Origin of the sequence: Sulfitobacter aquimarinus (assembly GCF_040149565.1) — a bacterium.
In the GTDB taxonomy this organism is placed as follows: domain Bacteria; phylum Pseudomonadota; class Alphaproteobacteria; order Rhodobacterales; family Rhodobacteraceae; genus Sulfitobacter; species Sulfitobacter aquimarinus.
This window is the reverse complement of the sequence record NZ_JBEFLO010000007.1, coordinates 63952-89564: the sequence shown is the minus strand read 5'-3', so window position 1 is coordinate 89564 and position 25613 is coordinate 63952. Positions and strand designations below refer to the sequence as shown.

23 protein-coding genes and 1 tRNA gene are annotated in these 25613 nt (G+C 61.2%); 11 read left to right on the top strand and 13 right to left on the bottom strand.

Going from position 1 to position 25613, the window contains the following annotated elements; genetic code table 11:
• Positions 1-2: 2 nt before the first annotated feature.
• The 3 genes from ABMC88_RS13505 to ABMC88_RS13495 are packed head-to-tail and all read right to left on the bottom strand — an operon-like array spanning position 3 to position 1512.
• Entirely contained in the window at positions 3-341 is a 339-nt protein-coding gene (locus tag ABMC88_RS13505; protein WP_349577426.1) for a hypothetical protein, read from the bottom strand.
• Positions 338-922: an RNA polymerase sigma factor gene (locus tag ABMC88_RS13500; RefSeq protein ID WP_349577425.1), complete on the bottom strand. Its 585-nt coding sequence runs from the start codon at positions 920-922 to the stop codon at positions 338-340. The genes ABMC88_RS13505 and ABMC88_RS13500 overlap by 4 nt, the downstream gene beginning before the upstream one ends.
• A 59-nt stretch (positions 923-981) precedes the next feature.
• Complete coding sequence (locus ABMC88_RS13495) at positions 982-1512, bottom strand: EF-hand domain-containing protein (protein ID WP_349577424.1); 531 nt, start codon at positions 1510-1512, stop codon at positions 982-984.
• Positions 1513-1706: 194 nt separating this feature from the next.
• Between ABMC88_RS13495 and ABMC88_RS13490 the strand changes: the two genes are divergently transcribed.
• Positions 1707-2123 (top strand): DUF983 domain-containing protein, encoded by a 417-nt coding sequence (locus ABMC88_RS13490; RefSeq protein ID WP_439655602.1) that lies wholly within the window; start codon positions 1707-1709, stop codon positions 2121-2123.
• A 23-nt stretch (positions 2124-2146) separates the two neighbouring features.
• On the top strand, positions 2147-2857 hold the full coding sequence (locus ABMC88_RS13485; protein ID WP_349577423.1) for an NUDIX hydrolase: 711 nt from the start codon (positions 2147-2149) through the stop codon (positions 2855-2857).
• Here ABMC88_RS13485 and ABMC88_RS13480 read toward each other — a convergent pair.
• The 5 genes from ABMC88_RS13480 to ABMC88_RS13460 all read right to left on the bottom strand — a co-directional run bounded on the left by ABMC88_RS13480 (position 2854) and on the right by ABMC88_RS13460 (position 8052).
• A complete protein-coding gene (locus ABMC88_RS13480) occupies positions 2854-3759 on the bottom strand; it encodes an EamA family transporter (RefSeq protein ID WP_439655608.1) in 906 nt (301 codons plus the stop codon). The two genes, ABMC88_RS13485 and ABMC88_RS13480, sit on opposite strands and share 4 nt — an antisense overlap.
• Positions 3760-4001: 242 nt before the next feature.
• Positions 4002-5468 carry a carnitine 3-dehydrogenase gene (locus ABMC88_RS13475; protein ID WP_349577421.1) on the bottom strand — a complete coding sequence of 489 codons (1467 nt, stop codon included), beginning with the start codon at positions 5466-5468 and terminating at the stop codon, positions 4002-4004.
• Positions 5465-6013 carry a lipocalin family protein gene (locus ABMC88_RS13470; RefSeq protein ID WP_349577420.1) on the bottom strand — a complete coding sequence of 183 codons (549 nt, stop codon included), beginning with the start codon at positions 6011-6013 and terminating at the stop codon, positions 5465-5467. The genes ABMC88_RS13475 and ABMC88_RS13470 overlap by 4 nt, the downstream gene beginning before the upstream one ends.
• Entirely contained in the window at positions 6010-6921 is a 912-nt protein-coding gene (gene bcoG, locus ABMC88_RS13465; protein ID WP_349577419.1) for a 3-dehydrocarnitine:acetyl-CoA trimethylamine transferase BcoG, read from the bottom strand. The genes ABMC88_RS13470 and bcoG overlap by 4 nt, the downstream gene beginning before the upstream one ends.
• Before the next feature lie 87 nt (positions 6922-7008).
• Positions 7009-8052, bottom strand: a complete 1044-nt coding sequence (locus tag ABMC88_RS13460) for an aldo/keto reductase (protein ID WP_349577418.1) — start codon at positions 8050-8052, stop codon at positions 7009-7011.
• Positions 8053-8221: 169 nt separating this feature from the next.
• Between ABMC88_RS13460 and ABMC88_RS13455 the strand changes: the two genes are divergently transcribed.
• From ABMC88_RS13455 to ABMC88_RS13445, 3 genes are all read left to right on the top strand, one after another.
• The gene (locus ABMC88_RS13455; protein ID WP_349577417.1) at positions 8222-9454 is read left to right on the top strand and encodes an MFS transporter; all 1233 of its coding nucleotides are present in this window, start codon (positions 8222-8224) and stop codon (positions 9452-9454) included.
• 65 nt (positions 9455-9519) lie between these two features.
• Positions 9520-11232: a methionine--tRNA ligase gene (gene metG / locus ABMC88_RS13450; protein ID WP_349577416.1), complete on the top strand. Its 1713-nt coding sequence runs from the start codon at positions 9520-9522 to the stop codon at positions 11230-11232.
• Between the two features lie 157 nt (positions 11233-11389).
• The gene (locus ABMC88_RS13445; RefSeq protein ID WP_349577415.1) at positions 11390-11707 is read left to right on the top strand and encodes a DUF6280 family protein; all 318 of its coding nucleotides are present in this window, start codon (positions 11390-11392) and stop codon (positions 11705-11707) included.
• 121 nt (positions 11708-11828) lie between these two features.
• Here the strand turns inward: ABMC88_RS13445 and ABMC88_RS13440 are convergent, their stop codons facing one another.
• A complete protein-coding gene (locus ABMC88_RS13440; RefSeq protein ID WP_349577414.1) occupies positions 11829-14348 on the bottom strand; it encodes a calcium-binding protein in 2520 nt (839 codons plus the stop codon).
• A gap of 252 nt (positions 14349-14600) precedes the next feature.
• Between ABMC88_RS13440 and ABMC88_RS13435 the strand changes: the two genes are divergently transcribed.
• Positions 14601-15779, top strand: coding sequence for a Hint domain-containing protein (locus ABMC88_RS13435; protein ID WP_349577413.1), 1179 nt, complete (start codon positions 14601-14603; stop codon positions 15777-15779).
• Between the two features lie 201 nt (positions 15780-15980).
• Here ABMC88_RS13435 and ABMC88_RS13430 read toward each other — a convergent pair.
• Positions 15981-16067, bottom strand: a tRNA-Leu gene (locus ABMC88_RS13430).
• Between the two features lie 182 nt (positions 16068-16249).
• Complete coding sequence (locus tag ABMC88_RS13425; RefSeq protein WP_349577412.1) at positions 16250-16726, bottom strand: Lrp/AsnC family transcriptional regulator; 477 nt, start codon at positions 16724-16726, stop codon at positions 16250-16252.
• 109 nt (positions 16727-16835) lie between these two features.
• Here ABMC88_RS13425 and putA point away from each other — a divergent pair, with 109 nt between their 5' ends.
• The 3 genes from putA (at position 16836) to ABMC88_RS13410 (ending at position 21499) form a co-directional block, all read left to right on the top strand.
• Complete coding sequence (putA, locus tag ABMC88_RS13420) at positions 16836-20249, top strand: bifunctional proline dehydrogenase/L-glutamate gamma-semialdehyde dehydrogenase PutA (protein WP_349577411.1); 3414 nt, start codon at positions 16836-16838, stop codon at positions 20247-20249.
• Positions 20250-20414: 165 nt separating this feature from the next.
• Positions 20415-21131: a rhomboid family intramembrane serine protease gene (locus tag ABMC88_RS13415; RefSeq protein ID WP_349577410.1), complete on the top strand. Its 717-nt coding sequence runs from the start codon at positions 20415-20417 to the stop codon at positions 21129-21131.
• Complete coding sequence (locus ABMC88_RS13410) at positions 21128-21499, top strand: GFA family protein (protein WP_349577409.1); 372 nt, start codon at positions 21128-21130, stop codon at positions 21497-21499. Before ABMC88_RS13415 ends, ABMC88_RS13410 begins: the two co-directional genes overlap by 4 nt.
• Positions 21500-21503: 4 nt before the next feature.
• Here ABMC88_RS13410 and ABMC88_RS13405 read toward each other — a convergent pair whose 3' ends face one another.
• Positions 21504-22289 carry an inositol monophosphatase family protein gene (locus ABMC88_RS13405; protein WP_349577407.1) on the bottom strand — a complete coding sequence of 262 codons (786 nt, stop codon included), beginning with the start codon at positions 22287-22289 and terminating at the stop codon, positions 21504-21506.
• A 140-nt stretch (positions 22290-22429) separates the two neighbouring features.
• On the opposite strand from ABMC88_RS13405, the gene curA reads away from it, so the two are divergent.
• Positions 22430-23470, top strand: coding sequence for an NADPH-dependent curcumin/dihydrocurcumin reductase (curA, locus tag ABMC88_RS13400; RefSeq protein ID WP_349577406.1), 1041 nt, complete (start codon positions 22430-22432; stop codon positions 23468-23470).
• Between the two features lie 126 nt (positions 23471-23596).
• Here curA and ABMC88_RS13395 read toward each other — a convergent pair whose 3' ends face one another.
• On the bottom strand, positions 23597-24592 hold the full coding sequence (locus tag ABMC88_RS13395; protein WP_349577405.1) for a GNAT family N-acetyltransferase: 996 nt from the start codon (positions 24590-24592) through the stop codon (positions 23597-23599).
• A gap of 124 nt (positions 24593-24716) precedes the next feature.
• Here ABMC88_RS13395 and ABMC88_RS13390 point away from each other — a divergent pair, with 124 nt between their 5' ends.
• Entirely contained in the window at positions 24717-25580 is an 864-nt protein-coding gene (locus ABMC88_RS13390; RefSeq protein WP_349577404.1) for a LysR family transcriptional regulator, read from the top strand.
• Positions 25581-25613 lie beyond the last annotated feature (33 nt).

Here is a 25613-nt window from a genome sequence, read left to right as displayed (position 1 = left end):
CACTATCCTTCTTCGCTATCCCAAACGAACCCGCCAAACGCGGGCAAGTCATCGCTTGTATCGTCCAATGCCGTCTCGATACCCATCAGCGCCAGCGGGTCAACAGAGGTATCGGGCGGCGCCACCCCCACCCAGAAGCCGACAACCGTCGCCGTCACCAAACCGCCCACCCCCGCAGGCCCCCCGACCGAGGCCATCATCCGCTGCCACCAAGGCGCGCGCGGCATTTGTGCCGCTGCATCCGCCACGATGCGCGCGGCCAACCCATCCGGCATCACGGGTGGCGCGGCGCGGGCGGCCTCGAATGCCGCTTCCAGATCAAAGCTGTCAGGGTCGGTCATGTCTCATATCCCAATGCATCGCGCATAGCAGCCATATCCGCCGCAAGCGCCCGTTTCCCGCGAGCGGTGAGGCTCTCTACGGCCTCGACACCCACGTCAAGTATTTCTGCGATTTCTGGGTTCGCCAACCCTTCAAGATGCCGCAATACAACCGCCTGCCGCTGCCGCTCTGGCAGGCGCAGAAGCGCCGATTGCAACGCATCGTGTCGCGCCAGCTCTAACAAACGCGCTTCAGCGCTCAGGCTTGGATCGGCTGGCTCGAACCCCTCCTCCATCCCTTCTTCGCGCTTGCGGCGCAAGCGGTCGGTGCACAAATTTGCCACCACGCGGTAGATCCACGTTGACGCCTGTGCGCGGCCCGCGTCCCAATCGGGCGCCTGTTTCCAAAGCCGCAGCAGCGCGTCTTGGGTCACATCCTGTGCCTCGGCGCTGTCACCCAGAACACGGTATGCATGGGCATAAGCACGCGGCGACAACCGTTGGGACAGCAGCCGTGCCGCCGCTAAATCGCCCGCCGCATAGGCCGCGATCAACCGCGCATCCTCTGCGCGTGCCTCACTATGATCGCTCGTGTCTTTCACAGCGTCCCTTCAAAACCGGACGGCCCCGGCGGGGGCCGCCCTGTCCGATCCGTCAAGCGTTAGTCAGCTTTACGTTTCTTTTTGTCTTTGCCATGGCCGCCACCTTTTGAAAACTCCTCAAGGCTCAGGCCGCCGCTGCTGTCTTTGTCCAGCTTGGCAATCATTTTTGCAGGATCGCGGCGCGATTGCATTTCCTCAATCGTCAGGCTGCCGCTTTTGTCGGCATCCGCCTTCTCAAAGCGCTTTGCGATGCGTTTGCCCATCCGGCCTTCCAGCGCGGTGGCGATCTCGGCCTCGCTCAGGCTGCCGTTTTTATCTGCGTCAAACCGCTCAAGCATCTTTTCTTTACGCTTGCCGGTCGCCGTCGCAGCCATTTCCGCAGGGGTCAACGCGCCGTCGCCGTTAACATCCGCCGCGGCGAACCGCGCAGCTGCTTGTGCCGACAGCTCGGCGGCGGTGATTTCGCCATCGCTATTTGTGTCGATCTGCGCAAAATGCGCGGCGCGGTGGCCGTCGTCTTTGCCTGCGGTGGCAGTGGTCGCCACAAGACCTGCGATAATGGCTGCTGCTGTCAGGGTTGCTTTAAACATGGTGTTCTCCGTTTTTATGATCTGCACATATGGCCTTGTTGCCGTGCAGTTGGGGGTCATACGCAGCAGCGCACCGCTTCCGTCGCAAAAAACGGCAAAAAAATTCAGCGGCCTTAACCTTGAGACAAATCGCCACCTTTCCATTCTTCCTTATCTGGCGCATCTATCCCCCAAGCAACACAAAGGAGCGTGGCATGACCAATTCGCCCGCAAACTCTCTTAGTGACCAATCTGACGCAGACGCAGATGAGCGTCCGCGCCTGCCAGCAATGGTGCGCGGTTGGCGTGGCAAATGCCCTAACTGCGGGGCCGGACCGCTGATGTACAGCTATCTGAAGGTGCATGACGAATGCGCCGTTTGCGCCCAAGAGCTGCACCACCACCGCGCCGATGACGGGCCTGCCTATTTGACCTTGCTGCTGGTCGGGCACCTGATGGCGCCGCTGTTGCACATCGTCTTTGTGAAATTCCGCCCCGAACCGATTGTGCTGTTCACACTCTTTGCGGTTGGCACCGTGGGATTGTCGCTCTACCTTCTACCCAGATTGAAGGGGGCCATGATCGGCTTTCAATGGGCCAAGGAAATGGGCGGCTTCGCACGCACCTCCTGACAGCCCCGAGCAAGAGGGCACGCATGACCGCCATTGATAAAACCGCCATCCGCAACGCCGCGACCGTGATCGTGATCCGTGACCGGATGACGGCGCCGCGGGTTTTGATGGGCCAGCGTGGGGCCAAGGCCGTGTTCATGCCGAACAAATTCGTCTTTCCCGGCGGGGCGGTTGACGCAGGCGACGCACATATTCCGCTGGCCAATGGCCTACCCCCTCAATGCGCTGCCCGCATCGGGGATGACGTGACGCCCGATCTTGCCCATGCCATTCCAGTCGCCGCGATCCGCGAGCTGTGGGAAGAGACGGGCCTGATCCTTGGCACCAAGGGCGATTGGGCGATTGATGCCCCCGAGGACTGGCAAACCTTTGCCGCGACGGGCCATGTGCCACACGCACAGGCGCTGCAATTTGTGTTTCGTGCCCTGACCCCTCCGGGCCGACCGCGTCGCTTTGATGCGCGGTTCTTCTTGCTGGATGCCGATGCCATCGCCAGTGATCTGGATGATTTCGACGCCGCCAGCGACGAGCTTTCGCACCTGCAATGGGTTGACCTGAAAGACGCCCGCAGTTTTGACATGCCCTTCATCACCGAGGTCGTTCTGGCTGAGGTCGAAGCCCGCGCGCGCGATCTGTCGCCGCCCGAGTCTGTCCCCTATTTCCGCAACAGCGACGAAGAAAGCGCGTTTTTGCGTCTGCGCGGCATCCCCGTGCCCGCCCCCGATGTGGATTAAACCACCAGTATCAACAGCAGGATCGACAGGATCAGCACGCCCATCCCCAAGGCTTCGCGCCCGCTGATCTTTTCGCGGAAGAACAAAGTGGTGGCGAACAGGCTAAAGATCAGCTCGACCTGCCCCAAGGCGTTGACGTAGGCGGCCGTTTGCAAGGTGAACGCCGTGAACCAGCACATCGACCCCGCCATGGACGTCAGCCCGATCCATACCGCCACACGCCGCGCCCGCCACACGCGTCCGACCTCGGCGCGGTCGCGCCAGAACAGCCAGACCACCATGATCAGCGTTTGCATCAGCACCACCGCCAACAGCGTGACACCCGCCCGCAACAGCGGATCATCCACCGCCAAGCTCAGTGAGGCCCCGCGATAGCTCACGCCGGAAAAGCCGAACAGCAGCCCCGACATCAGCCCCAACCCCACAGCGCGGTTGCGCAGATCAGACAGACGCAGCCCCACGGCATCCTTGCCGCCCGAAAGCAGCAACACGCCCAACAGCCCCAGCAAAATCGCGCCCAACCCGCCCCATGTCACCCGCTCGCCCAACAACAGCAGGCCAACCAGCACGGTCTGGATCACTTCGGTCTTTTTGAAAGTAATCCCGACCGAGAAGTTACGCTCTTTGAACAGGGCGACCACACAGATCGTGGCGAGGATTTGCGTGACCCCGCCCAGCAGGCCAAAGGCCCAAAAGCGCCACTCAAGCGCGGGCAGTGCTGCGCCCGTTTGCGCCATATACCACCACAGCAGGACTGCGATGAAGGGCGCGGAATAGACAAACCGCGAAAACGTCGCCCCAGCAGGGCTGAGCGTTGCAGTCGCCAGCACCTTTTGCAGCATAAAGCGGACCGTCTGGAACGCGGCGGCCATCAGAGTGGCGATGATCCATAAATCGGGCATATTCATAGGGCGTTCATGCCCGATTTGTGCCGCACCTGCCAGAGCGGATGCGCGATCTCGTCTTGGCACAGCTGCAGGTACACGCGGAAAATCTGCGCATGAGGGCGAAAGGAAAAGCCGCCCTTACGAGCGGCGGTATGCATATGGGCGCGGTGCTTTGAGAAGGCGCGAATACCTAACAGCTGCAATGCGCCTTAGCGCGACAGCAGACAGGCCCGAGCGGAGGAGGCCCGATACACGGGCTACTTTGTGCCGATGGCGCGTCCGATCCCTTTCGGCACGGGCAAGCCTGCGTGCCCTGTCGCAAAGCGGGTCAATGCCTCTTCGATATGCGCGGCGGGTGGCGTGGGTTTGCGGGTTTTAAGGCTGACGTGCAGCAAGAAATGCTCGCCCGTGGCCAGCATCCGCTCGCCTTCCTGCATCTCGTGGAAGAGGTGCATCTTCTTGCCCGCGCCCATGACCACACGGGTGCGTATGGTGATGGTGGCCCCTGCGTGGACCTCGTCCAGATGGCGGATATGCGTCTCGGCGGTAAAGTAGCTGCCGCCCGATTTAATATACTCTGCATCGCAGCCGATGATCTGCATAAAGCGATCAGTCGCATCGGCAAAGGCCTGCAAATAACGCGATTCCGTCATGTGCCCGTTATAGTCCGTCCAATCGAGCGGGACCGTCCGGTGCGCTGTCTCAACCAGCGCATCCGCAGGCAGATCAGCCGCCACAGCGCCATGCACCGTGCCTTTGCGCATCTGCGCTTCTTGGGCGTTCAGCAACGCGCCCGCCCCCCAATCCTGCGCCTTCAGCCCGCGCATCATGGTGACAAGATTGTTGTCGCGAATGCGCTCCAACTCACGGATGGAGTGGTGGCCCGATTGCGCGTCGGACTGGCCCGCGATCAGGTCCACCAGCTCTTCGGTGAAGTCGGGTACATCCATCAGCTTGGTCCACGGCGCGGTGAGGCAGGGGCCGAATTGGGCCATGAAATGCTTCATCCCCGCCTCGCCGCCCGCCACGCGGTAGGTCTCGAACAGGCCCATCTGCGCCCAGCGGATGCCAAAGCCATAGCGGATCGCGTCGTCGATCTCTTCAGTCGTGGCGATGCCGTCCTTGACCAGCCACAGCGCCTCGCGCCAGACGGCCTCAAGGAAACGGTCGGCCACATGGGCGTCGATCTCTTTTTTCAGGTGCAGCGGGTGCATCCCAAGCGATGTCAGCAGCTTTTTGGCGGTCTCGACCAGTGTCGCATCGGCATTGGTGGTGACCAATTCGATCAGCGGCAACAGGTATACAGGGTTGAACGGGTGGGCGACCATGATCTGTTCGGGCCGCGCCGCCCCTTGCTGCAATTCCGACGGCTTGAACCCCGAAGTGGACGAGCCGATCACCGCGTCCGCAGCACAGGCCGCCTGTATCTCGGCAAAGGTCGTGTGTTTGATCTCGATCCGCTCGGGCACGCTTTCTTGGATCCATGCGGCCCCTGTCACGGCCTCGGCAATGGTGGCGCAAAAGGTGATCGTCCCTTCAGGCGGCAGCGCCACATCTGTCAGACCGGGCAAAGAGCGGCGGGCGTTGTCCATGACTTCCGCAATCTTCCGCTCGGCCTGCGGGTCGGGGTCAAAAATCTGCACGTCCCAGCCGTTCAGCACAAACCGCGCGGCCCAGCCGCCGCCAATCACGCCACCCCCAATTATCGCTGCTGTCTTTGTCATCGTATCTCTTTCAGTTGGCGCACATCGTAGCCGTTGAAATCCAGTATTTCGCGGGCTGCACGCAGGCGGTCCGCGCCGCCCTTGGTGCTGCGGTCCACGATCCAGCCAAAGTCACCCGCTTTATTGCCCAGCACCGCCGTGCGAAAGCCTTCGTCCACCCACAGCACCCAGAATTCGCGGGTCTTCCCGTTGGGCAGCGTGACCGAGAACCGTCCTTTGCCCAAACGCGTGACGGGCAAGTCTTCGGCATAATCACCACAGACCCCTGCCCCGTCGCAGACAAAGACACCAAGGCGCATGACCTTACCCTTTGGCCCGTCTATGTAGTTGAACGCCATTTTGCCCAGTGCGGGATCAAACCCCGCCCGCACATACCAGACGCCGCCGAACTTGGCCTCGTCAAAGCGCGACGTCACCCCGATCAGCGCGTCCTTGTCACGGTAGCTGGGCCCCTGAGGCACCAGATCAGGCAGAGGCGTCGCTGCACAAGCGCCCAGCGCCAGCAGCAGCATCCCCGCAATATGCGCCTTTACGCTGGCCTTCATACGGGGCTTCGCTTTTGCAGGCCCAGCTTTTCGCGCACCTGTTCAGGGCCGATGAGCTTGGCCCCCATGCCTTCGATGATGCCGCGGGCGCGGGTGACCAGCTCATGGTTTTCCGCCAGCACGCCTTTGTCGAGCCATAGGTTATCCTCCAGCCCCACGCGCACGTGGCCGCCCGCGAGAACGGAAGCCGCGACATAGGCCATCTGGTTGCGCCCCAACCCGAAGGCCGAGAACGTCCAGTCATCGGGCACGTTATTCGCCATCGCCATGAAGGTATTCAGATCATCGGGCGCGCCCCATTTCACCCCCATGCAAAGCTGCACCAATGCGGGGCTGTCCAGCACCCCTTGGGCCACCAGCTCTTTGGCGTACCAAAGGTGGCCCGTGTCGAACGCCTCAATCTCGGGCTTTACGCCCAGATCGGTCATCATCTGCCCCATCGCCACCAGCATACCGGGGGTGTTTGTCATCACATAGTCGGCCTCGGCGAAATTCATCGTGCCGCAATCCAGCGTGCAAATTTCGGGCAGGCACTCTTTGATATGGGCCATCCGCTCGGACGCGCCTGCCATGTCTGTGGCTTCGGCATTCAGGTCCATGGGGTTTTCCACATCGCCAAAGACAATATCGCCGCCCATCCCCGCCGTGAGGTTCAGTACGACATCGGTGTCGCTGTCGCGGATACGCTCGGTCACTTCGCGGAACATGCCCACATCGCGGCTGGGTGCGCCCGTTTCGGGATCACGCACGTGGCAATGGACCACGGCGGCCCCCGCCTTTGCGGCGGCAATCGCGCTGTCGGCGATTTGCTCGGGCGAGCGCGGCACATGGTGGCTGCGGTCTTGAGTGGCACCCGATCCTGTGACGGCACAGGTGATGAAAACTTCGCGGTTCATGGCGAGGGGCATGGGGGATTTCCTTTTGTTCAGACGTCACAGTGCAAGCAGATCACGCGGGACTGCCGACCGTTTGCGGCGTCAGATGTCGTGTTCGTCCTAGTATGGCATCGGATGGGCGCGGTGGGCCGTGTCGATATCGGCCAAGACATCCTCGGACAGCACCAGATCAGTGCCTGCCAGAATATGCTCCAGCTGGGTCATATCGCTGGCCCCGAAGATCACGCTGGCCATGAACGGGCGGTCCCGCGCCCATGCCAGCGCCATATGCACAGGGTCCAGCCCGTGTTTGGCGGCGACGTCCAGATAGGCTTGGGTCGCGATCGGGGCGCGGTCGGTCATCCGCCCGCCCAGTTTTGATCCCCCTTCAACCAGACGGCTATCCGCAGGGGCGGCCCCGTCTTGATACTTGCCCGTCAGCAACCCTGCGGCCAATGGTGAAAACGACAGCATGCCGATGTCCTCGTGGTGCAGCGCCTCGGCCAGATCGGTATCGGCCAGACGGCACAGCAGGGAGTATTCGTTTTGCACGGTACACACGCGGGGGCCGTGCCCGCGCTCGGCCGCGTTGGCCCATTGGGTCAGGCCCCATGCGCTGTCGTTGCTCATCCCGAAGGCGCGGATGCGGCCCGCGTCGACCTCTTTTTGCAGCGCACCCAGACAGTCTTCGATGTTCTGGATTGTCTCGGCGCGGTCTTGGCCTGTCGGGTCATAGGTCCAGTTCTTGCGGAACATATAGCTGCCGCGATTGGGCCAGTGGAATTGGTAAAGGTCGATATAGTCGGTCTGCAACCGCTTGAGCGATCCCTCGACTGTCTGCGGGATCGTTTGCGCCGTAATCGGTGCCCCGTCCCTGATATGGCCCAGCCCCTCGCCCGAGTGTTTGGTGGCCAGCACCATAGCCTTGCGCCGCCCTGTTTTGGCAAACCATTCGCCGATGACCGTCTCTGATCCGCCGACCGTGTCAGCCGTGGGCGGGACGGGATACATCTCGGCTGTGTCGACAAAGTTGATGCCTGCGTCCAGCGCCGCGTCGATCTGGGCATGGCCCTCGGCCATCGTGTTCTTGGTGCCCCAAAGCATCGAGCCCAGACAGTATTTGGACACCTCGATATTCGTGCGGCCCAGTTTGGTCATCTGCATGGTACTCTCCGTTATTTGTCCTGAGTTGTCCGCACAGTAATCGGTGCGGGCGCGGTCGCAACCGATATTCATGGCGGCTTTGCAAAATCAGCAGGGGAGATTGGCGTAAACAGGACAGTCTTGTCGGATTTCTCTGTATTTTTGCGGCGCGCAGGCGCATGCAAGGGCCATGCGGATGATGATCTCTTTTGCGGCGCTGTTTTTCTCGGTTGTGTTGTTGCAGCTGTCGTCGGGCGGCGTGGGGCCGCTGGATGTGCTGTCGGGCACGGCGCTGGGGTTCACGCGGCAAGAGATCGGGATGCTGGGGTCTGCACACTTCGTGGGGTTCTTCATCGGCTGCTGGTTTGCGCCGCGCCTGTTGGGGTCTGTCGGCCACTCCCGCGCCTTTGCCGCCTTTACGGCGGCGGGCAGCATCGGATTGATTGCGCATATGATGGTCATCAACCCCTATGCATGGGCGCTGATGCGGGTGGCGTCGGGGCTGTGCGTGGCGGGATGCTATACCGTGGTCGAAGCATGGTTGCAGGCAAAAGTCACGAACGAGACTCGCGGCCGCGCGATGGGCAGCTACCGTATGGTCGATATGACAGGCAGCATGTGCGCCCAGGGCATGATCGGGATTTTGGCCCCTGCCGATTACATCTCCTACAACATCCTTGCAATATTGTGCTGTGCCGCGCTGTTGCCCATCACACTGACCAAGGCGACCCAGCCCGCGACGCCCAATTCACCGCGCTTGCGGCCTGCGCTGGCTTATACGCGCTCGCCGCTGGCGGTGGCGGGGGTGCTTGTGGCGGCGCTCAGTTCGGCCGCGTTTCGGATGGTGGGGCCGATCTACGGGCAAGAGGTCGGCCTGTCGGCGGGCCAGATCGCGTGGTTTCTGCTGGCCTTTGTGATCGGGGGGGCGCTGTCGCAAATCCCTGTCGGCTGGATCGCCGATAAATTCGACCGCCGCCGCGTGCTGATCTGGCTGTCCGTGGCCTCTATCGGCAGCTGTGTGGTCAGCATGTATGCCGCCAGCTTTGGACCGATGGGCATCCTGCTGGCCTCGGGGCTGTTTGGCCTTACGACCTTTCCCATCTTCTCGGTCTCTGCGGCGCATGCCCATGACTTTGCCACCGCCGAGGAACGGGTCGAGCTGTCGGCAGCCTTGATGTTCTGGTTCGCCATGGGTGCAATTGCCACGCCCTACGCCGCTTCGGTCCTGATCGAGAACTTCGGCCCCAAGGCGATGTTTGTGATGCTGGCTGCGGGCCACGCCACGCTGATCGTCTTTAGCGTCTCGCGGATGCGGACGGGCCGTGCCTTGCGCAAGCGCACCGCCTATATCAACGCCCCGCGCACCAGCTTTGTGGTGGGCCGCCTGACGGGACGCTTCCGCGACAAACCACCGTCCGAGTGAACACGCTGGAAGCTGCCGCCTGCCCCTGCTAAAGCTGCGGGCAACATCAGCCAAAGGCGTATTCCATGACCCGTCACCTCATCACTTCTGCCATTCCCTATATCAACGGCATCAAACATCTCGGCAATCTTGTGGGCAGCCAGCTGCCTGCCGACCTGTATGCCCGCTATCTGCGCCAGCGCGGCAACGAAGTGTTGTTTCTCTGTGCCACGGACGAACACGGCACCCCCGCCGAACTGGCCGCCGCAAAGGCCGGCAAACCGGTCGAGGACTACTGCGCCGAGATGTACGCCGTGCAGCGCGGCATCGCCGAAAAATTCGGCCTCTCGTTTGACCACTTCGGCCGCTCATCTTCGGATCAGAACAAACGCCTGACCCAGCATTTCGCAGGCGCACTGGCGGATGAAGGCCTGATCGAGGAAGTCGACCAGTCCCAGATCTACTCCGAGACCGACGGCCGTTTCCTGCCCGACCGTTATGTCGAAGGCACCTGCCCCAACTGCGGGTTCGAGGACGCACGCGGCGATCAATGCGACAACTGCACCAAACAGCTGGACCCCGAAGACCTGATCAACCCGCGCTCGACCGTGTCGGGTGCCACCGATCTGGAGATGCGCGCCACGAAGCATTTGTTCCTGCGCCAGTCCCAGATGAAAGACCGCCTGAACGACTGGATCGAGAGCAAGACCGACTGGCCCGTGCTGACCACCTCCATTGCGAAGAAATGGCTGCACGACGGCGACGGGCTACAAGACCGCGGCATCACCCGTGACCTGAAATGGGGCGTGCCGGTGAAACGCGGGGACGCGGAATGGCCCGGCATGGAGGGCAAGGTTTTCTATGTCTGGTTCGACGCGCCCATCGAATACATCGCCTGTGCGCAGGAATGGGTGGATGCGGGCAAGGGATCGGATTGGGAGCGCTGGTGGCGCACGGACAAAGGTGCCGACGAGGTGCGCTATACCCAGTTTATGGGCAAGGACAACGTGCCCTTCCACACGCTGAGCTTTCCCGCCACCATCATGGGCAGTAACGAGCCCTGGAAGCTGGTCGATTACATCAAGTCTTTCAACTACCTTAACTACGACGGCGGGCAGTTCAGCACCTCGCGCGGGCGCGGTGTGTTCATGGATCAGGCGTTGGAAATCCTGCCCGCGGACTACTGGCGCTGGTGGCTGTTGTCCCATGCGCCAGAGACATCGGATGCGGAATTCACGTGGGAGAACTTCCAAGCCTCGGCCAACAAGGACCTTGCCGATGTGCTGGGTAACTTTGTCAGCCGGATCACCAAGTTCTGCCGCTCCAAATTCGGCGAAGCGGTCCCTGAGGCGGGCGAATACGGCGAGGCCGAGAACGCGCTGATCGCAGACCTCACCACACGCGTTGCCCGCTACGCCGAGCATATGGACGCGATGGAGGTCCGCAAATCCGCGGCAGAGCTGCGTGCCATTTGGGCGGCGGGCAACGAATACCTGCAAGCCTGCGCACCGTGGACGACCTTTAAAACCGACCCCGACCGCGCCGCCGCGCAGACGCGCCTCGCGCTCAACCTGATCCCGCTGTACGCCAGTCTTGCGGCGCCTTTCATCCCCGATGCGGCGGCCAAGATGTTGGCGGGCATGAAGATCGCGGATGCAGGGTGGCCCGACGATGTACCCGCAGCTGTGGCCCAGCTGCCCGCAGGCCATGTCTTCGAAGTGCCCGAAGTTCTGTTTGCAAAAATCACCGACGACCAGCGCGACGAATGGGCCGAACGGTTTGCAGGCAAACGCGACTGACGCCAGACCAAATCGGGGTGCTTGAAAAATCGAACCAAGCGCCCCGAAATCGTCACAAAATCTACCCAGAAATTCCCAGTCCTCCGCGCATGACTACCCTCAGTTGCAGTCGGGAGAACACGCTCTCCCTACAGTTTTAGTAAAAGAGGTTCCCTTTATGCGTCATGATCAAACACTCACATCCATGCAGTCCTACCAACAACTGTTCGCATCTGTCGTGCTGGCCGCACTGGACGACGCGATTATAGATGAAAAGACGCGTGGTAACGGGGTGGCAAGCATCACCAGTTGGGCGCAATCGCGGGACGGCCACACCGTGCTGCGCTGCGCGGGGATCGAACCCTGCGCCCGCTCGATCGAGGGGCTACAGGCGTTTGTGCGCAAAGGCATCAAGACATCCGCAGCCCTGACACGCGTTAAAAACGTGACGGATGAGATCAAGGGCAGCGCCGGGCGCGCCGCCCAAAACGCCTGACGCATAAGGCGCATCCACCAACAACAGTGATTTGCCTCAGGCCACCGAGGGATTTCAATTGACGATCAGATCAAACAACGCGCCCTTTGGATCCCGCAAGGCGTCCAAAGGGCGCATGACCTTAGAAGATAAAATCGCCGGCGGTGAAATCAGCCAACGCAGTTCCTGCGAATGTGATGCTGTTCGCCCCGTCGGTCAGCACGACATCCGCCCCAACCACGGCCGCATTGGCGCTCCAATCCGCAAAGCTGTTGACGGCGCCAAGGCTGCTGACGTCCAGCATATCGACAACGCCGTTCCAATCGGTCACCTGATCCGTGACGAAACCGTCGGCAAAGACAAAGATGTCGGGCCCGCTCCCGCCCGAGAGCGTGTCATTGCCCGCACCGCCTTGCAGCGTATCTTCGCCCACGCTCCCCGAGAGCATGTCATCCCCTGCGCCGCCCTCCAGCATGTCGTTTCCGCCCTGCCCCATCAGCGTGTCGTTGCCCGTGCCGCCGTCGATGGTATCGCTGCCGATGGCGCCCGTGATCAGGTCGCAGCCCGCGTCACCGTCAATCTGGTCAATCCCCGATCCGCCGTCGATCGTATCATTCCCGACCCCGCCCGAGATAAAGTCGAAACCGTCGCCGCCTGCGATGCTGTCATCGCCCGCACCGCCATTGATGAAATCAACGCCCGAAACTCCGCGCAGCGTGTTGTTGCCCGCACCGCCCATCAGCGTATCGCTGCCCGTGCCCCCATCAAGGATGTCGTTATCCGCGCCCCCGTCCAGCAAGTCATTTGCCGCACCGCCTGACAGGCTGTCTGTGCCATTGCCGCCGTACAGCATGTCGGCGTTGCCTTGCCCGAACAGGCTGTCGGAACCGCCGTTGCCCGTCAGCGTATCTTCGCCGTAGAACCCGATCAGCATGTCCGACCCCGCATTGCCCGACAACATGTCGTTATCGCCGCGCCCGTTGAGCGTATCATTCCCCGTGCCGCCCATCAGCGTGTCATCGTCAAAGCCGCCGTTCAGATAATCATTGGCCGTCCCGCCCCGCAACAGATCGGCCCCGTCGCCGCCCAAAAGGCGGTCGGCCCCGCTTTGCCCATCTAGCGTGTCATTGCCCAGACTACCGTAGAGCGTATCGGCCCCGTCACCGCCGCTGAGCGCATCATTGCCGCCATTCATGCTGCCCGTCAGCGCATCGCCATAAAGCACGTCATCGCCCGCACCGCCGAACAGCACGTCATCGCCGACGACACCGACAAATCCCGTTTGCGCGTCGCCATACAACGTATCCGCGCCTGCTCCGCCATACAGCGTATCACTACCGCCCGTCAGGTTGCCTGTGCTGCTGAGAATGTCTCCGACCAGCAGATCGTCGCCACCATCCCCATACAGAACATCCGCGCCACCGATTACAGCGGCGAAAGAGGTCAGCATGTGCAGGTCCCCCACGACAATGTCGTTGTCCGCCCCGCCAAACAAACGGTCATCGCCGCCTGAGAAATTGCGGTTCGTCTCGTTCACATCGCCGTAAATGCTGTCCTCGCCCGACCGCCCGCTCAGCGTGTCATCGCCCATTGATGTGGCACCACCGGTCCACAACCGGTTGATATCACCGACCAAAAGGTCGCTTCCGCTGCCTGTATAGATGCGGTCCGCGCCGCCACTAAAGGCGATCGTGTTTTGCGCAATATCGGCATCGCCGAAATATCGGCTGTCGCCTGTTGCGGCGCTGGTCGTGGTCAACAAATCGTTGCCCGCGTTAAACGCGCCACTGCCCCCCGCAACAGAAGCATCGCCATAGATCGCGGTGGCGCCGCCTGCCGTCAAAAGGACAGTATCAGCCCCGCCCGCAAAGCTCGTATTGTCGATGAAATTAGCATCCCCCGATACCGTATAGCCATGCAAAGAGCCTGCGGCCCCCGTGAACACATCCGCGCCCCCCGTGGAGGCCGCCGCCCCGTTGATCACGCCGACATCGCCTACAAAATCTACGGATGCGGGCACGCCGACAAACAATGTCTCGGTGTATTCATCGTCGCCTCCGGTAAAGGTCGCCCCCGCGAAAACATCCCCCGCATCCCCCCAGACAAAGCGAAAGCCGCCAACGAACGTATCATCCCCCGCGACCAGTGTCGCACTGCCAAGCACCTGCCCCGCATCGCCGACCAAGCGTTGCTGATCACCGCCGCCGCCTGTCATCGTATCATTCAGGCTGATGACCGTGGCGCCTGCCTCAACGGCCACAAGATCGCCGAATACCTGCATGACCCCGTTTGTGGCCCCGAACAAAAAGCTGTCACTGCCAATCGCCGCCGCCGCATAGACCGCACGGTGGGCCACCGCGTCAGGCACGCTGCCAATCAGGCTGGCGTCAATAGAGACGCCCGTTATGACCAGATCGGGATTGATCTCATCCGTGTTGTCCGCTGCAATCTCCAGCGTGGTAATGGTCCCCGTATAGGGGTTCGCCCCGCCCACAAAGCCGAGGCCTATGCCCGAAATCTCGATGTCATCGCTGGTAATGCTGCCGCCGTTCAAGAACGAAAACATGCCGCCATTTTCAACGGTTTCGGCAAAGCCGTAGTTGAAAATACTCGCGGAAAGGTCCAACGGCACATTGGCCGCAGTAAAGTCAAACGTCGCCATGGTATGTCTCTCCAAAATAATCCGCCCGAAAATACAAAAGGGGCGATGGCGTCACGCTAACCTTTGGCGTGGCCCTTGGAAAGCGACAGCTATTTGGCCTCTGACACGGCGGATCGACTCACACACGCTGAGCGCGACACACAGCATTGTTAAGTATTAGTTAACCTAAGCGCCTTTTCCTGAAACGAAGCCCGTGTCAATTTCCGACAGATTTTGCGTGTCCTATCTGTAAACTCCATTGGAGAATGTATCGTGGCAACAACGACAAATGTGATCAATGGCGGCCTTGCCTTTAACGAAGTCGGCGGGGACCCCACTGGTACACCGGGTTTTGACGCAGATGGCAGCGGCACCATCAGCGCGTTCTCGGATGAATTTATCGAAATCATCAATGTATCGGGCGCGCCCATATCGCTTGCCAATGTGCAAATCTGGGAAGACCAGCTGGTGCACAGTTTCGCGGGCGGGACTTTGGGCGCGGGCGAAGTGTTGGTGGTTTTGGACAATACTGCAGACCTCGCGGCAGCGCAGGCCGCAAACCCCACCGCGACAATCGTGTTGGCGAGTGGAACAATGTCGCTTGCGAACTCAGGTGACGGGCTTGCATTGGTCGACACGGCGTCGGGCGATTATGTTGCGCTCAATTACGGGGATGCCGTGGGCGGGGATCAGGCCGCAAGCTCCCCCTCCTTCCCCGGGACCAATCTGATCGGGACGGACGATGTCGCGCTCACCCCTGATGGTCAATCAATCCAACGGGCGCCGAGCGGGGATGACAATATCGTTGCTGACGACGCGACGCCCGGCTTGCTTTGTTTTGCGCCAGGCACGCTCATCCAAGGGCCGGACGGGGAAGTCGCTGTAGAAACCCTTGAAATCGGGCAGCAAATCCTGACGGCCTCTGGTCAGGTTTGTGAGGTTTTGTGGCTTGGCCGACAGACCGTGCAACCCGGCCATAGCGCCGTGCCCGCCGCGTTGGAACCAGTCCGTTTGCGCAAGGGGGCCTTGGGCGGTGGCCTGCCGCACAGTGATCTGATTGTGACGGCCGATCACGGCATGGTCATTGATGACATGATCATTAACGCGGGAAGCCTTGTGAACGGCCCGACCATCGAATGGGTGCCTGCCGCCGAATTGCCACCCCGCATGACCTACTACCATATCGAGACCGCGCAGCACGACGTGATCCTTGCGAATGGCGCACCGACAGAAACCTTCATTGACTATGTCGGGCGGCAGAGCTTTGACAACTATCAGGAGTATGTCGATCTATATGGCTATGAGCGGATGATTCCGGAAATGACGCACAGGCGCATTTCGGCCAGACGGCTGCTGCCACCGCATATCCGCACACGTTTCGGCATCGCAATTTGTGATGGCGCGGTGGAGGGTGAATTCCCCCAAATCATACAAGACCTCAGCGCTGCGTGACGGGGTGATCTTTTAAGAGGTGTGAAGGTTTCAGGGCGTCTCCGATCAGCATGGCTTTGCGTTGCGGTCCGTGCGATTTCCAGATGAGACGGACCTGAGAATTTTCGCACCGCTGCGCACCGCCGTGATCGGCACCTGATGATGTGGCAGCGGGACTTCAGGCCAGTGTTGCATCGACTTGTATTTTGAAACCATAGGATGTGGTGCGGGCGGTGGGACTCGAACCCACACGGGCACAAGGCCCAACAGATTTTAAGTCTGGTATGTCTACCATTCCATCACGCCCGCAGCCAGCGCACCATACAAAGCCACAGCGCGGTGTAAACATCTCAAATGCCTTCGCCCGCCGTCCCAGCGCGGCACCTTGGGCCGACAGCACGGCCTTTGGCAGCCGCGAGTTGTTTGCCACTGCCTCTTGCACGTGGGTCCGCGATTGTGTGGTCATATTCTGTCGGATGTGGCACCGCCCCTCAGGTCCCCTCTGACAGCATCACTTCCTTCACCGCCTCCATTGCAACATAGGTCGAGGTAGAGGCCACATGGGGCAGGATGGAAATCGTATCGCCCAGAAAGGCGCGGTAGCTGGCCATGTCCCGCGTGCGCACCTTTAGCAGGTAGTCGAAATTGCCTGCGATCATATGGGCTTGTTCAATCTGCGGCACGCGGGCAACCGCCGCGTTAAAAGACCGCAAAGCAGCTTCGCGCGTGTCACTCAGGCGCACCTCGACAAAGGCGACGTGGTCAAGGCCAAGACGGATCGGGTTCAACATCGCACGGTAGCCCAGAATGACACCGTTTTCCTCTAGCCTGCGCAGCCGCGCCTGCGTCGGGGATTTCGACAGGCCGATGCGTTTGGCAAGCTCGGTAATGCTGATGCGCCCGTCCTCGGCCAACCGCGCCAGAATCGCCTGATCGAACCGGTCCAGATCAGAAGTGTTTTGCATCATACATCCCCCCAACATCGGTGATATCGTCTGTGAATAGCTACATCAAAAGTGAACATGCCTGCAAATCAACCGATATACTAGGAAAAATCACACCTTGTGGAGAGATCAAATGGCCCGTGACACATCCCCTTCCCTGCGCACAACGATTGATACAGCAACCTATGCCGACGTGAACAGCGTTTTGGCCTCCTTGATTAATACCGCCGCGCTGACAGCGCAGGACCGCGCGGCGATCTGCGCCGCTGCCGCCGATCTGGTGCGCGACATTCGCGGCACCACAGCACCCGGCATGATGGAGGTGTTTCTGGCTGAATACGGTCTGTCCACCGACGAAGGTGTGGCCCTGATGTGTCTGGCCGAGGCGCTGCTGCGCGTGCCCGACGCCGAGACGATGGATGCATTGATCGAAGACAAAATCGCGCCCTCCGACTGGGGCCGCCACTTGGGTCATTCGACCTCGACCATGGTGAACGCCTCGACGTGGGCTTTGATGCTGACGGGCCGTGTGCTGGACGATGAACAACCCGGCCCCGTGCGCCACCTGCGCGCCGCGATCAAACGCATGGGCGAGCCGGTGATCCGCACCGCCGTGGCCCGCGCCATGCGCGAAATGGGCCGCCAGTTTGTGCTGGGCGAAGACATCAAAGGCGCGATGAAACGCGCCGCAGGGATGGAGGCCAAAGGCTTTACCTATTCCTACGACATGCTCGGCGAAGCCGCCCGCACCGAGGCCGACGCCCGCCGCTACCACCTGAGCTATTCCGACGCGATCTCGTCGATTGCGCGGGGCTGCACCGAGGACGACATCCGCAAAAACCCCGGTATCTCGGTCAAGCTGTCGGCGCTGCACCCGCGCTATGAGGTAGCGCAGGAAGAGGCGGTGATGACCGATCTGGTCCCGCGGTTGCGTGCGCTGTGCCTGCTGGCCAAATCTGCGGGCATGGGCCTGAATGTCGACGCGGAAGAGGCCGACCGCCTTGGCCTCTCGCTCGACGTAATTAACGCCGTGATGTCCGAGCCCGCGCTGGCAGGATGGGAGGGGTTCGGCATCGTCGTACAAGCCTACGGCCCGCGTGCAGGCCACGTGATCGACGCGCTGTATAACATGGCGCAAACCCACGACCGCCGCATCATGGTGCGTCTGGTCAAAGGCGCCTATTGGGATACAGAAATCAAGTTGGCTCAGGTCGAGGGCGTGGACGGCTTTCCGGTGTTCACACGCAAAGCGGCCACTGACGTCAGCTACATCGCCAATGCCCGCAAGCTGCTGGGCATGACCGACCGGATCTATCCGCAATTCGCCACCCATAACGCCCATACTGTCGCCGCCGTACTGCACATGGGGCAAGACAAAGAAGTCTATGAATTCCAGCGCTTGCACGGCATGGGCGAAACGCTGCATAACATCACACTCCAGAAACACGGGGCACGCTGTCGCATCTATGCGCCCGTGGGCGCGCACAAAGACCTGCTCGCCTATCTGGTGCGGCGCTTGCTGGAAAACGGGGCCAACTCCAGCTTCGTCAACCAGATCGTGGACGAGGACGTGGCCCCCGAAGAGGTCGCCGCCGACCCGTTCGCCAAGCTCGAAGACAGCGTGCCGACCATCCCTACAGGCCCCGAAATTTTCCGCCCCCTGCGCGCAAATGCCATCGGTTTTGACCTCGCCCACACCCCCACATTGACCGCGATCGAGCGCGCCCGCACGCCCTTTGCCGCAGCCACATGGACAGCCAAGCCGCTGATCGCGGGCGGAACGAAAGGGGGCGATGCCCAAGATGTCCAGGACCCCACCGGCGGCACCTCCCCCGGCGTGGTCCACCCCGCCACGCCTGCGGATGTCGCCGCAGCACTGGACGCCGCAACCCCGTGGGACGCGTCATTGGACGAACGCCGCTGCGCCCTGCGGCGCGCCGCCGACATCTACGAGGAACGCTATGGCGAGATTTTCGCCCTGCTGACCCGCGAGGCAGGCAAAGGACTGCCCGACTGCGTGGCCGAATTGCGCGAAGGCGTGGACTTCTTGCGCTACTATGCCGCGCAAGCGACCAACACGCCCGCCGCAGGCCTGTTCACCTGCATCTCGCCGTGGAACTTCCCCTTTGCCATCTTCCTGGGCCAGATCAGCGCGGCGCTGGCCGCAGGCAACGCGGTGCTTGCAAAACCCGCTGAACAAACCCCGCTGATCGCCCATCTGGCCATCGAGGTCCTGCACGAAGCCGGCGTACCAGTCACTGCCCTGCAACTGTTGCCAGGCGACGGCGCTGTGGGTGCGGCACTCACCTCCGACGCCCGCATCGGTGGCGTGGCCTTCACCGGCTCCACCGCCACAGCCCAGCGCATCCGCGCCGCCATGGCCGACAATTGCGCCCCCGGCACGCCCCTGATCGCCGAGACAGGCGGCCTAAACGCCATGATCGTCGACAGCACCGCCCTGCCCGAACAAGCAGTCCAAGCCATCATCGAGAGCGCCTTTCAATCCGCAGGCCAGCGGTGTTCCGCCCTGCGCTGCCTCTATGTTCAGGAAGACATCGCCGAGCCGTTCCAAAAGATGCTCATCGGCGCGATGGAAGCGCTGCGCATCGGCAACCCGTGGCTGCTCAGCACAGATGTCGGCCCCGTCATCGACGAGACCGCCCGCGCAGGCATCGCAGCCCACATCGACGCGGCTCGCGCCGACGGTCGCATCCTCGCCGAACTGCCCACGCCGGACACAGGCACCTATATCGCCCCAACCCTGATCAAAGTCGCGGGCATCCACACGCTGGAGCGTGAAATCTTCGGACCCGTCCTGCATATGGCAACCTTCAAGGCCGAGGAACTGGACGATGTGATCGACGCCATCAATGCCACAGGCTACGGCCTGACCTTCGGCCTGCACACCCGCATCGACGACCGCGTGCAACACGTCTCGGAGCGGATCGAGGCGGGCAACATCTACATCAACCGCAACCAGATCGGCGCCATTGTGGGCAGCCAGCCCTTCGGCGGCGAAGGCCTCTCGGGCACAGGCCCAAAAGCAGGCGGCCCCAACTACCTGCCCCGCTTCTCGGCCCCCGATCTGGCACCTGTGGCCCCTTCATGGGACAAAGACGCAGACCTGCCCGCCCTGCCCGACGCCCATCGCCACATCCTCGACACAATGTCGCTGCCGGGCCCCACAGGCGAAAGCAACCGCCTCTCTACCCTGCCGCGCACGGCCCTTTTGTGCGCAGGTCCCGGTGTCGACACCGCACGCGCCCAGAAACAAGCGGTCGAGGCATTGGGCGGCATTGCGGTCATGGCAACAGGCAAAATCGCACCCGACGCCCTCACCACAGGCCCCGACTTCGGCGGCGTCCTGTGGTGGGGCGACGCCGACACAGCCCGCGCCTACGACCAAGCGCTTGCCAAACGCACAGGCGCGATCATCCCCCTGCTGCGCGGCCTGCCCGACACTGCCCGCGTGCGTCAGGAGCGCCACGTCTGCGTCGACACCACAGCCTCGGGCGGCAACGCAGCCCTGCTGGGCGCCTCCGCCTAAGCCAACAGAGGCCGCACATCACACGAAAGCTGATGTGCGGCCCCCTCTCAACCCGTATTTCTTTATTTTGCCCTTAAACTCAATCCCGTACTCGCCCCCGCGCATCCGCCCACAAACCGGACGCCCCCTTGACGCCCCCAGCGCAATCACCCACCTTGCGCTGAAATGTTTCCCATCCGTGATCATAACCCCTCGGGCCGTGTGCCTTACGTGACCTACGCGCTGATGGCCGCCAACATCGGCATCTTTCTCAGCATGTTGCCCACCGCAGGGGACGAGCGCGCCTTGGCGCAGCTCTACTACGACTACGCCTTGCTGCCCCGCCGCATCATGGAGGGTGACGGCTACGGCGCACTGATCAGCTCGCAGTTTCTGCACGCAGGATGGGGCCATATCGCGGGAAATATGCTGTTTCTGTGGATCTTCGGCGACAACATCGAGGACGAGATGGGCCATGGGCCCTATCTGGGTTTTTACCTGATCGCAGGTGCGCTGTCCGGCTATGCACACGTGCTGTCCGACCCTACTTCGTTTGTGCCGACAGTCGGCGCATCTGGGGCTATTGCAGGGGTCATGGGCGCGTATCTGCTGCTTTTCCCCAAAGCACGGGTGGACGTGCTGTTCTTTATCAAGATTTTTGCCATCCCTGCGTGGATCATGCTGATGCTCTGGTTCGGCATGCAGTTCATTGGCGGCATCGGCACCGCAGCGGGCACAGGCGGCGTGGCCTATTGGGCGCATGCAGGTGGCTTTGTCGCGGGCTTGCTGCTGGCCTTGCCGCTATGGCTGAAACGCGGCGGGCCGCGGTTCTGGCAGGCCACGGACGGCCACCCGCCACATCCCCCTGCCCGTTACGAGATGCCAAAGGTCAAACGTAAATGAGCCTTTCGATCACGGCCACCTGTCACTGCGGCGCGGTCGAGCTTATCGGCCATGCGCCAAACGGCTATGATGATGCAGCGCGGTGCAATTGTTCGTTTTGCAAACGCAGACAGGCCGCCAATATCGAGGTGACATCAGCCACGCTAAAAGTCACAAAGGGCGCGGAGAACCTTGGGCTCTACAGCTTTGGCACCCATACCGCGCAGCACTATTTCTGCAAAACATGCGGCATATACACACATCACCAAACGCGGTCCAACCCGTTGATCTGTGGCGTTAATCTGGGCTGTATCGACGCGACACACCCGCTTGAACATGAGCCGATCGCGTGGCGCGACGGGATCAATCACCCGTCGGACCGCACCTGATACCTTAGCCGCGTACGACTTTGGCAAAGCTGCTAAAGATCGCCTCGTTCGCCGCGATGATCTCTCCGTCTTGCAGCACATCACCACGCGGGTTGATCGGCTCGACCAAGCCGCCCGCCTCTTTCGCGATAATCACGCCTGCGGCCAGATCCCAGACGTTCAAACGCCGCTCCCAAAAGCCGTCATACCGGCCCGCCGCCACATAAGCGAGGTCAAGCGCTGCCGCCCCCCAGCGCCGCACACCCGCACAGGCGGGGGCAAGACGCGCCAGATCCTGCAATGTATGCGGCAGGTCGCCACGGCCCCCGAAAGGAATGCCCGTCGCAAAGATTGATTCAATCATCCTGTGACGGCCCGACACCCGCAAGCGGCTCTCGTTCAGCCACGCGCCAGAGCCTTTTTCGGCATAAAACATCTCGTCCTTGGCGGCATCGAACACAACGCCCGCTACGATCTGGCCCTTATGCTCAAGCGCTATGGACACAGCCCAATGGGGCAACCCGTGCAGGAAATTCGTGGTCCCGTCCAGCGGATCGACGATCCAGCGGCGTGTGGGGTCTTCGCCCTCTTCCTCGCCGCCCTCTTCCGCGATCCAGCCATAGGTGGGCCGCGCGCCGCGCAGCTCGTCCTTGAGCAGCTTTTCGGCGTTCAGATCGGCACGGCTGACAAAATCACCCGCCCCTTTCATCGAAACTTGCAACTGCTCGACTTCGCGAAAGTCCTTGACCAAAGAGCGGCCAGCGCTGCGCGCAGCTTTGATCATGATGTTAAGATTTGCACTGCCAACCATGTCACACGGGCCTTTTTCTAATGGGGATCAGCGCCCTCATAGGACGTCCCCCTGCGAATGCCAATAGCCTGTGACGCAGCGTGCGACTTGTATGCAGTTTGTACTACGATACCGTGCACAAAACTCAAAGGAGAATACCAATGTCCGAGATGATGAAACAAATCGCGCTGGCCAGCCGCCCTGACGGCGCGCCAACGCCCGAAAACTTCCGCCTCGAAGAGCTGCCGATCCCCACACCGGGCGACGGCGAAGTGCTGGTGCGCGTCCACTACATGTCCCTCGACCCCTATATGCGCGGCCGCATGGATGACGCAAAATCCTATGCCGCCAACATTCCCGTAGATGGCAAGATGGAGGGTGGCTCGGTCGGAGAGATCATCGCCTCCAACGCCGAGGGTTTTGAAGTAGGCGAGTTTGTGATGGGCGGCTTTGGCTGGGCCACACATTCGGTCGCACCTGCCGCGGGGCTGGCCAAGATTGACCCCAACACCGCCCCCCTCACCTATGCGCTTGGTGTGCTGGGCATGCCGGGTCTGACGGGCTGGTACGGGTTGACCGAACTGGGCAAACCAAAAGCAGGCGAGACTCTGGTTGTCGCCGCGGCCACCGGTCCCGTGGGATCAATGGTCGGGCAAATCGCCAAATCCATGGGCCTGCGCACCGTGGGCATCGCAGGCGGCGCGGACAAATGCAAAACCGCTGTCGAGCATTTCGGCTTTGACGTCTGCCTTGACCACCGCGCCTATGAAACCGCCTCCGAATTGCGCAAAGCCATCAAGGAAGCGGCCCCTAAAGGCGTCGACATCTACTTTGAAAACGTTGGCGGCAAGGTCCTTGATGCTGTCCTGCCCCTGATGAACCCGCACGGCCGCATCCCGATCTGCGGCATGATCGCATGGTATAACGAAGGCGGCCTTGGCGCAGATGCGATCGAGAAATCCCTCTCGGCGCCGAAGCTGTGGCGCACGATTTTGGTGAATTTCCTGAGCGTGAACGGCTTTATCATCTCCAACCACTGGGACCGCATGGGCGACTTCCACAAAGCGGTCGGCCCGATGATCGCCAGCGGCGAGGTCAAGGTCCAGGAAGACATCACCGAGGGCCTGGAAAACGCCCCCGACGCCTTCATCAAGTTGCTGACAGGCGGCAATGTCGGCAAGGCCATCGTCAAGGTGATCTAAGGCACCCCTCCCGCGCCGCCTGTTTTGGGTGGCGCGGGGCAGTTCCTTGCGGAGATGCAGCGAATGGCGAGTTCGAGCCCAACTTGACCGATGTTGCGTAAAACCCAAAGGCTGCTTTGCGAATTGTTATCGCTTGATAGACCATACCATCGCGGTCTCGTAACCAGCAGATTCCAGCAACTCAACCTTGGAAGTCCATCCCGCTGGACAGACGACGAAGGCGGCTCCTATACCACGGTTGGCAAAGGCCATTTCGGCCGCGCGCAACAACGACTTGGAAGCCTCGCACCCTCGGTCAAGAGCCGACGGGTTGGCCAGTTCGGGGTGATAGTAGTCATCAATCACACCTGTGCCCGTGATGTCATGGGCCGGGGGGAAATGCAGCCGTGAGGCGGGCTGTGCGATGATATAGCCCTGCAAATCCTCTGACTCGCCCTGAACCATCATATCCCTATCGCGGAGCGTTAGGCTCCTCGTCATCCAAGCCGAAAAACGTGGGTCAGCTTCCGGGTGAATTTCCCAGAAAGGGTCGATGTCAAACAAAACCTGCCGGTTTTCGGCGCTGCGTGCGACGATACCCGGAATATCGGCTTCCGTCGCTTGTCGCACACCCGCGGGCGTACCGTGATCGCCAAGGTCACTGCGCGATAGATAAAGCGTCAGAGGCTCATAACCGCTTACTTCAAATGCGCTTCGCCAAACTTCGCCCGCCACGTAGGATGCCAGTTTAATCCGGGCACCGGCTTCGTGCAGGGCTTCCTCGGCTACGGTCAACAGGCTCTCTAACGTGCCGCTTCGCGCATTGGTGGCAATAAAAGAGTCGGGCAGGATCAGTCCCGGCGCGCCGAACGAGCCTGCATAGATCGGGGGGACAGGCAGCATCATCGCATGAATCACACCCATGATCCGACCCCCATCCTCTGCGACATGCCAAAACTGTTGAAAGGGTTGTTGCTCGGCCGTCAGCGCAAATGTCAGTGCTTTCTTGATCTGCGCGGGCGCGTCGTCTGCCATCTTCCAGAGGATGCCATCCTGTGCATGGCGTTCCTTTGCATCCAGCATGAGGAGCTCGATCAAGCGAGGTATGTCGTCAGCTGTCACTGGTCGGATTGTCTGGGTCATCGCCTTGTCCTATCTACCTATTGTAGGGTGCTGCTTGCCCGCTTTTATCGGCCGCATCGACCAAATTGACAAAGCAGGATAATTCCATCAGCGTTTAGAAAATCTATCGCCTCTGGGGAATTGAATGAAGAATGTGAACCTGAACGCGCTACGGGTTTTCTCTATCGTCGCATCGCACGGGAATTTGCAACGCGCGGCTGAAGAGTTGAACCTATCGCGTGGTGCGATCTCGCAGCGGATCAAGCAGCTCGAGATCGAGCTGGGGGTGGTTCTTCTCGTGCGTGGCGCACGCGGTGTCTCGTTAACACCGGAGGGTGAGCGCTGTCATGCGGCGATGGAAGACGCTTTGGCGATACTCGACACTGCCTTGGTGAGCATCGGCGAGGACGGTGATCGTGTCACGCTACACCTTGGGTCTTCCACAGCGACGAAATGGCTGATGCCCCGGATGGACGCTTTCACTGCCAGGTTTCCAAAAGTATCCCTCACCACACAGGTTCATGAGCAAATTCTGGCACGCAGTCTGGGCCGGAATGAGATCGCGATCTGGCCAGGCAAAGCGCCCGACACGAATACAGCTCACGGATCGCGCCGCCTTGCCGACATTCGCCTTGTTGCCGTGTGCAGCCCTGACTTTCTGCGACCAGACTGGCCGATAGGGCTGGAGACGCTGCTGACGATGCCGCTGCTTCAGGATGCGCACCGACGGTGGGAGAAGCTGATCCGTGAAACCGGATATGGAAACATGCACAAGTTGCTCAACTTCGACCGATCTGCCTTGGCTCTTGATGCTGCTATTGGTGGTCACGGGATTGCTATCGCGCCGACCTACATGGTGGAGAACGATCTGCGGTCAAAGAAACTGGTAGAGATTTGGGTCGATCCCGAACCCTCAGACGATGGGCTCTACATCTCATGGGCAAAGGGCCACTCGGGTCAGACGCGCATGAAACGGATCGTTGAATGGATCGCTTCAGAGTTCAAGTGAGGCGGACCTTTGGTTCAAAAAGGCGAACGGCGG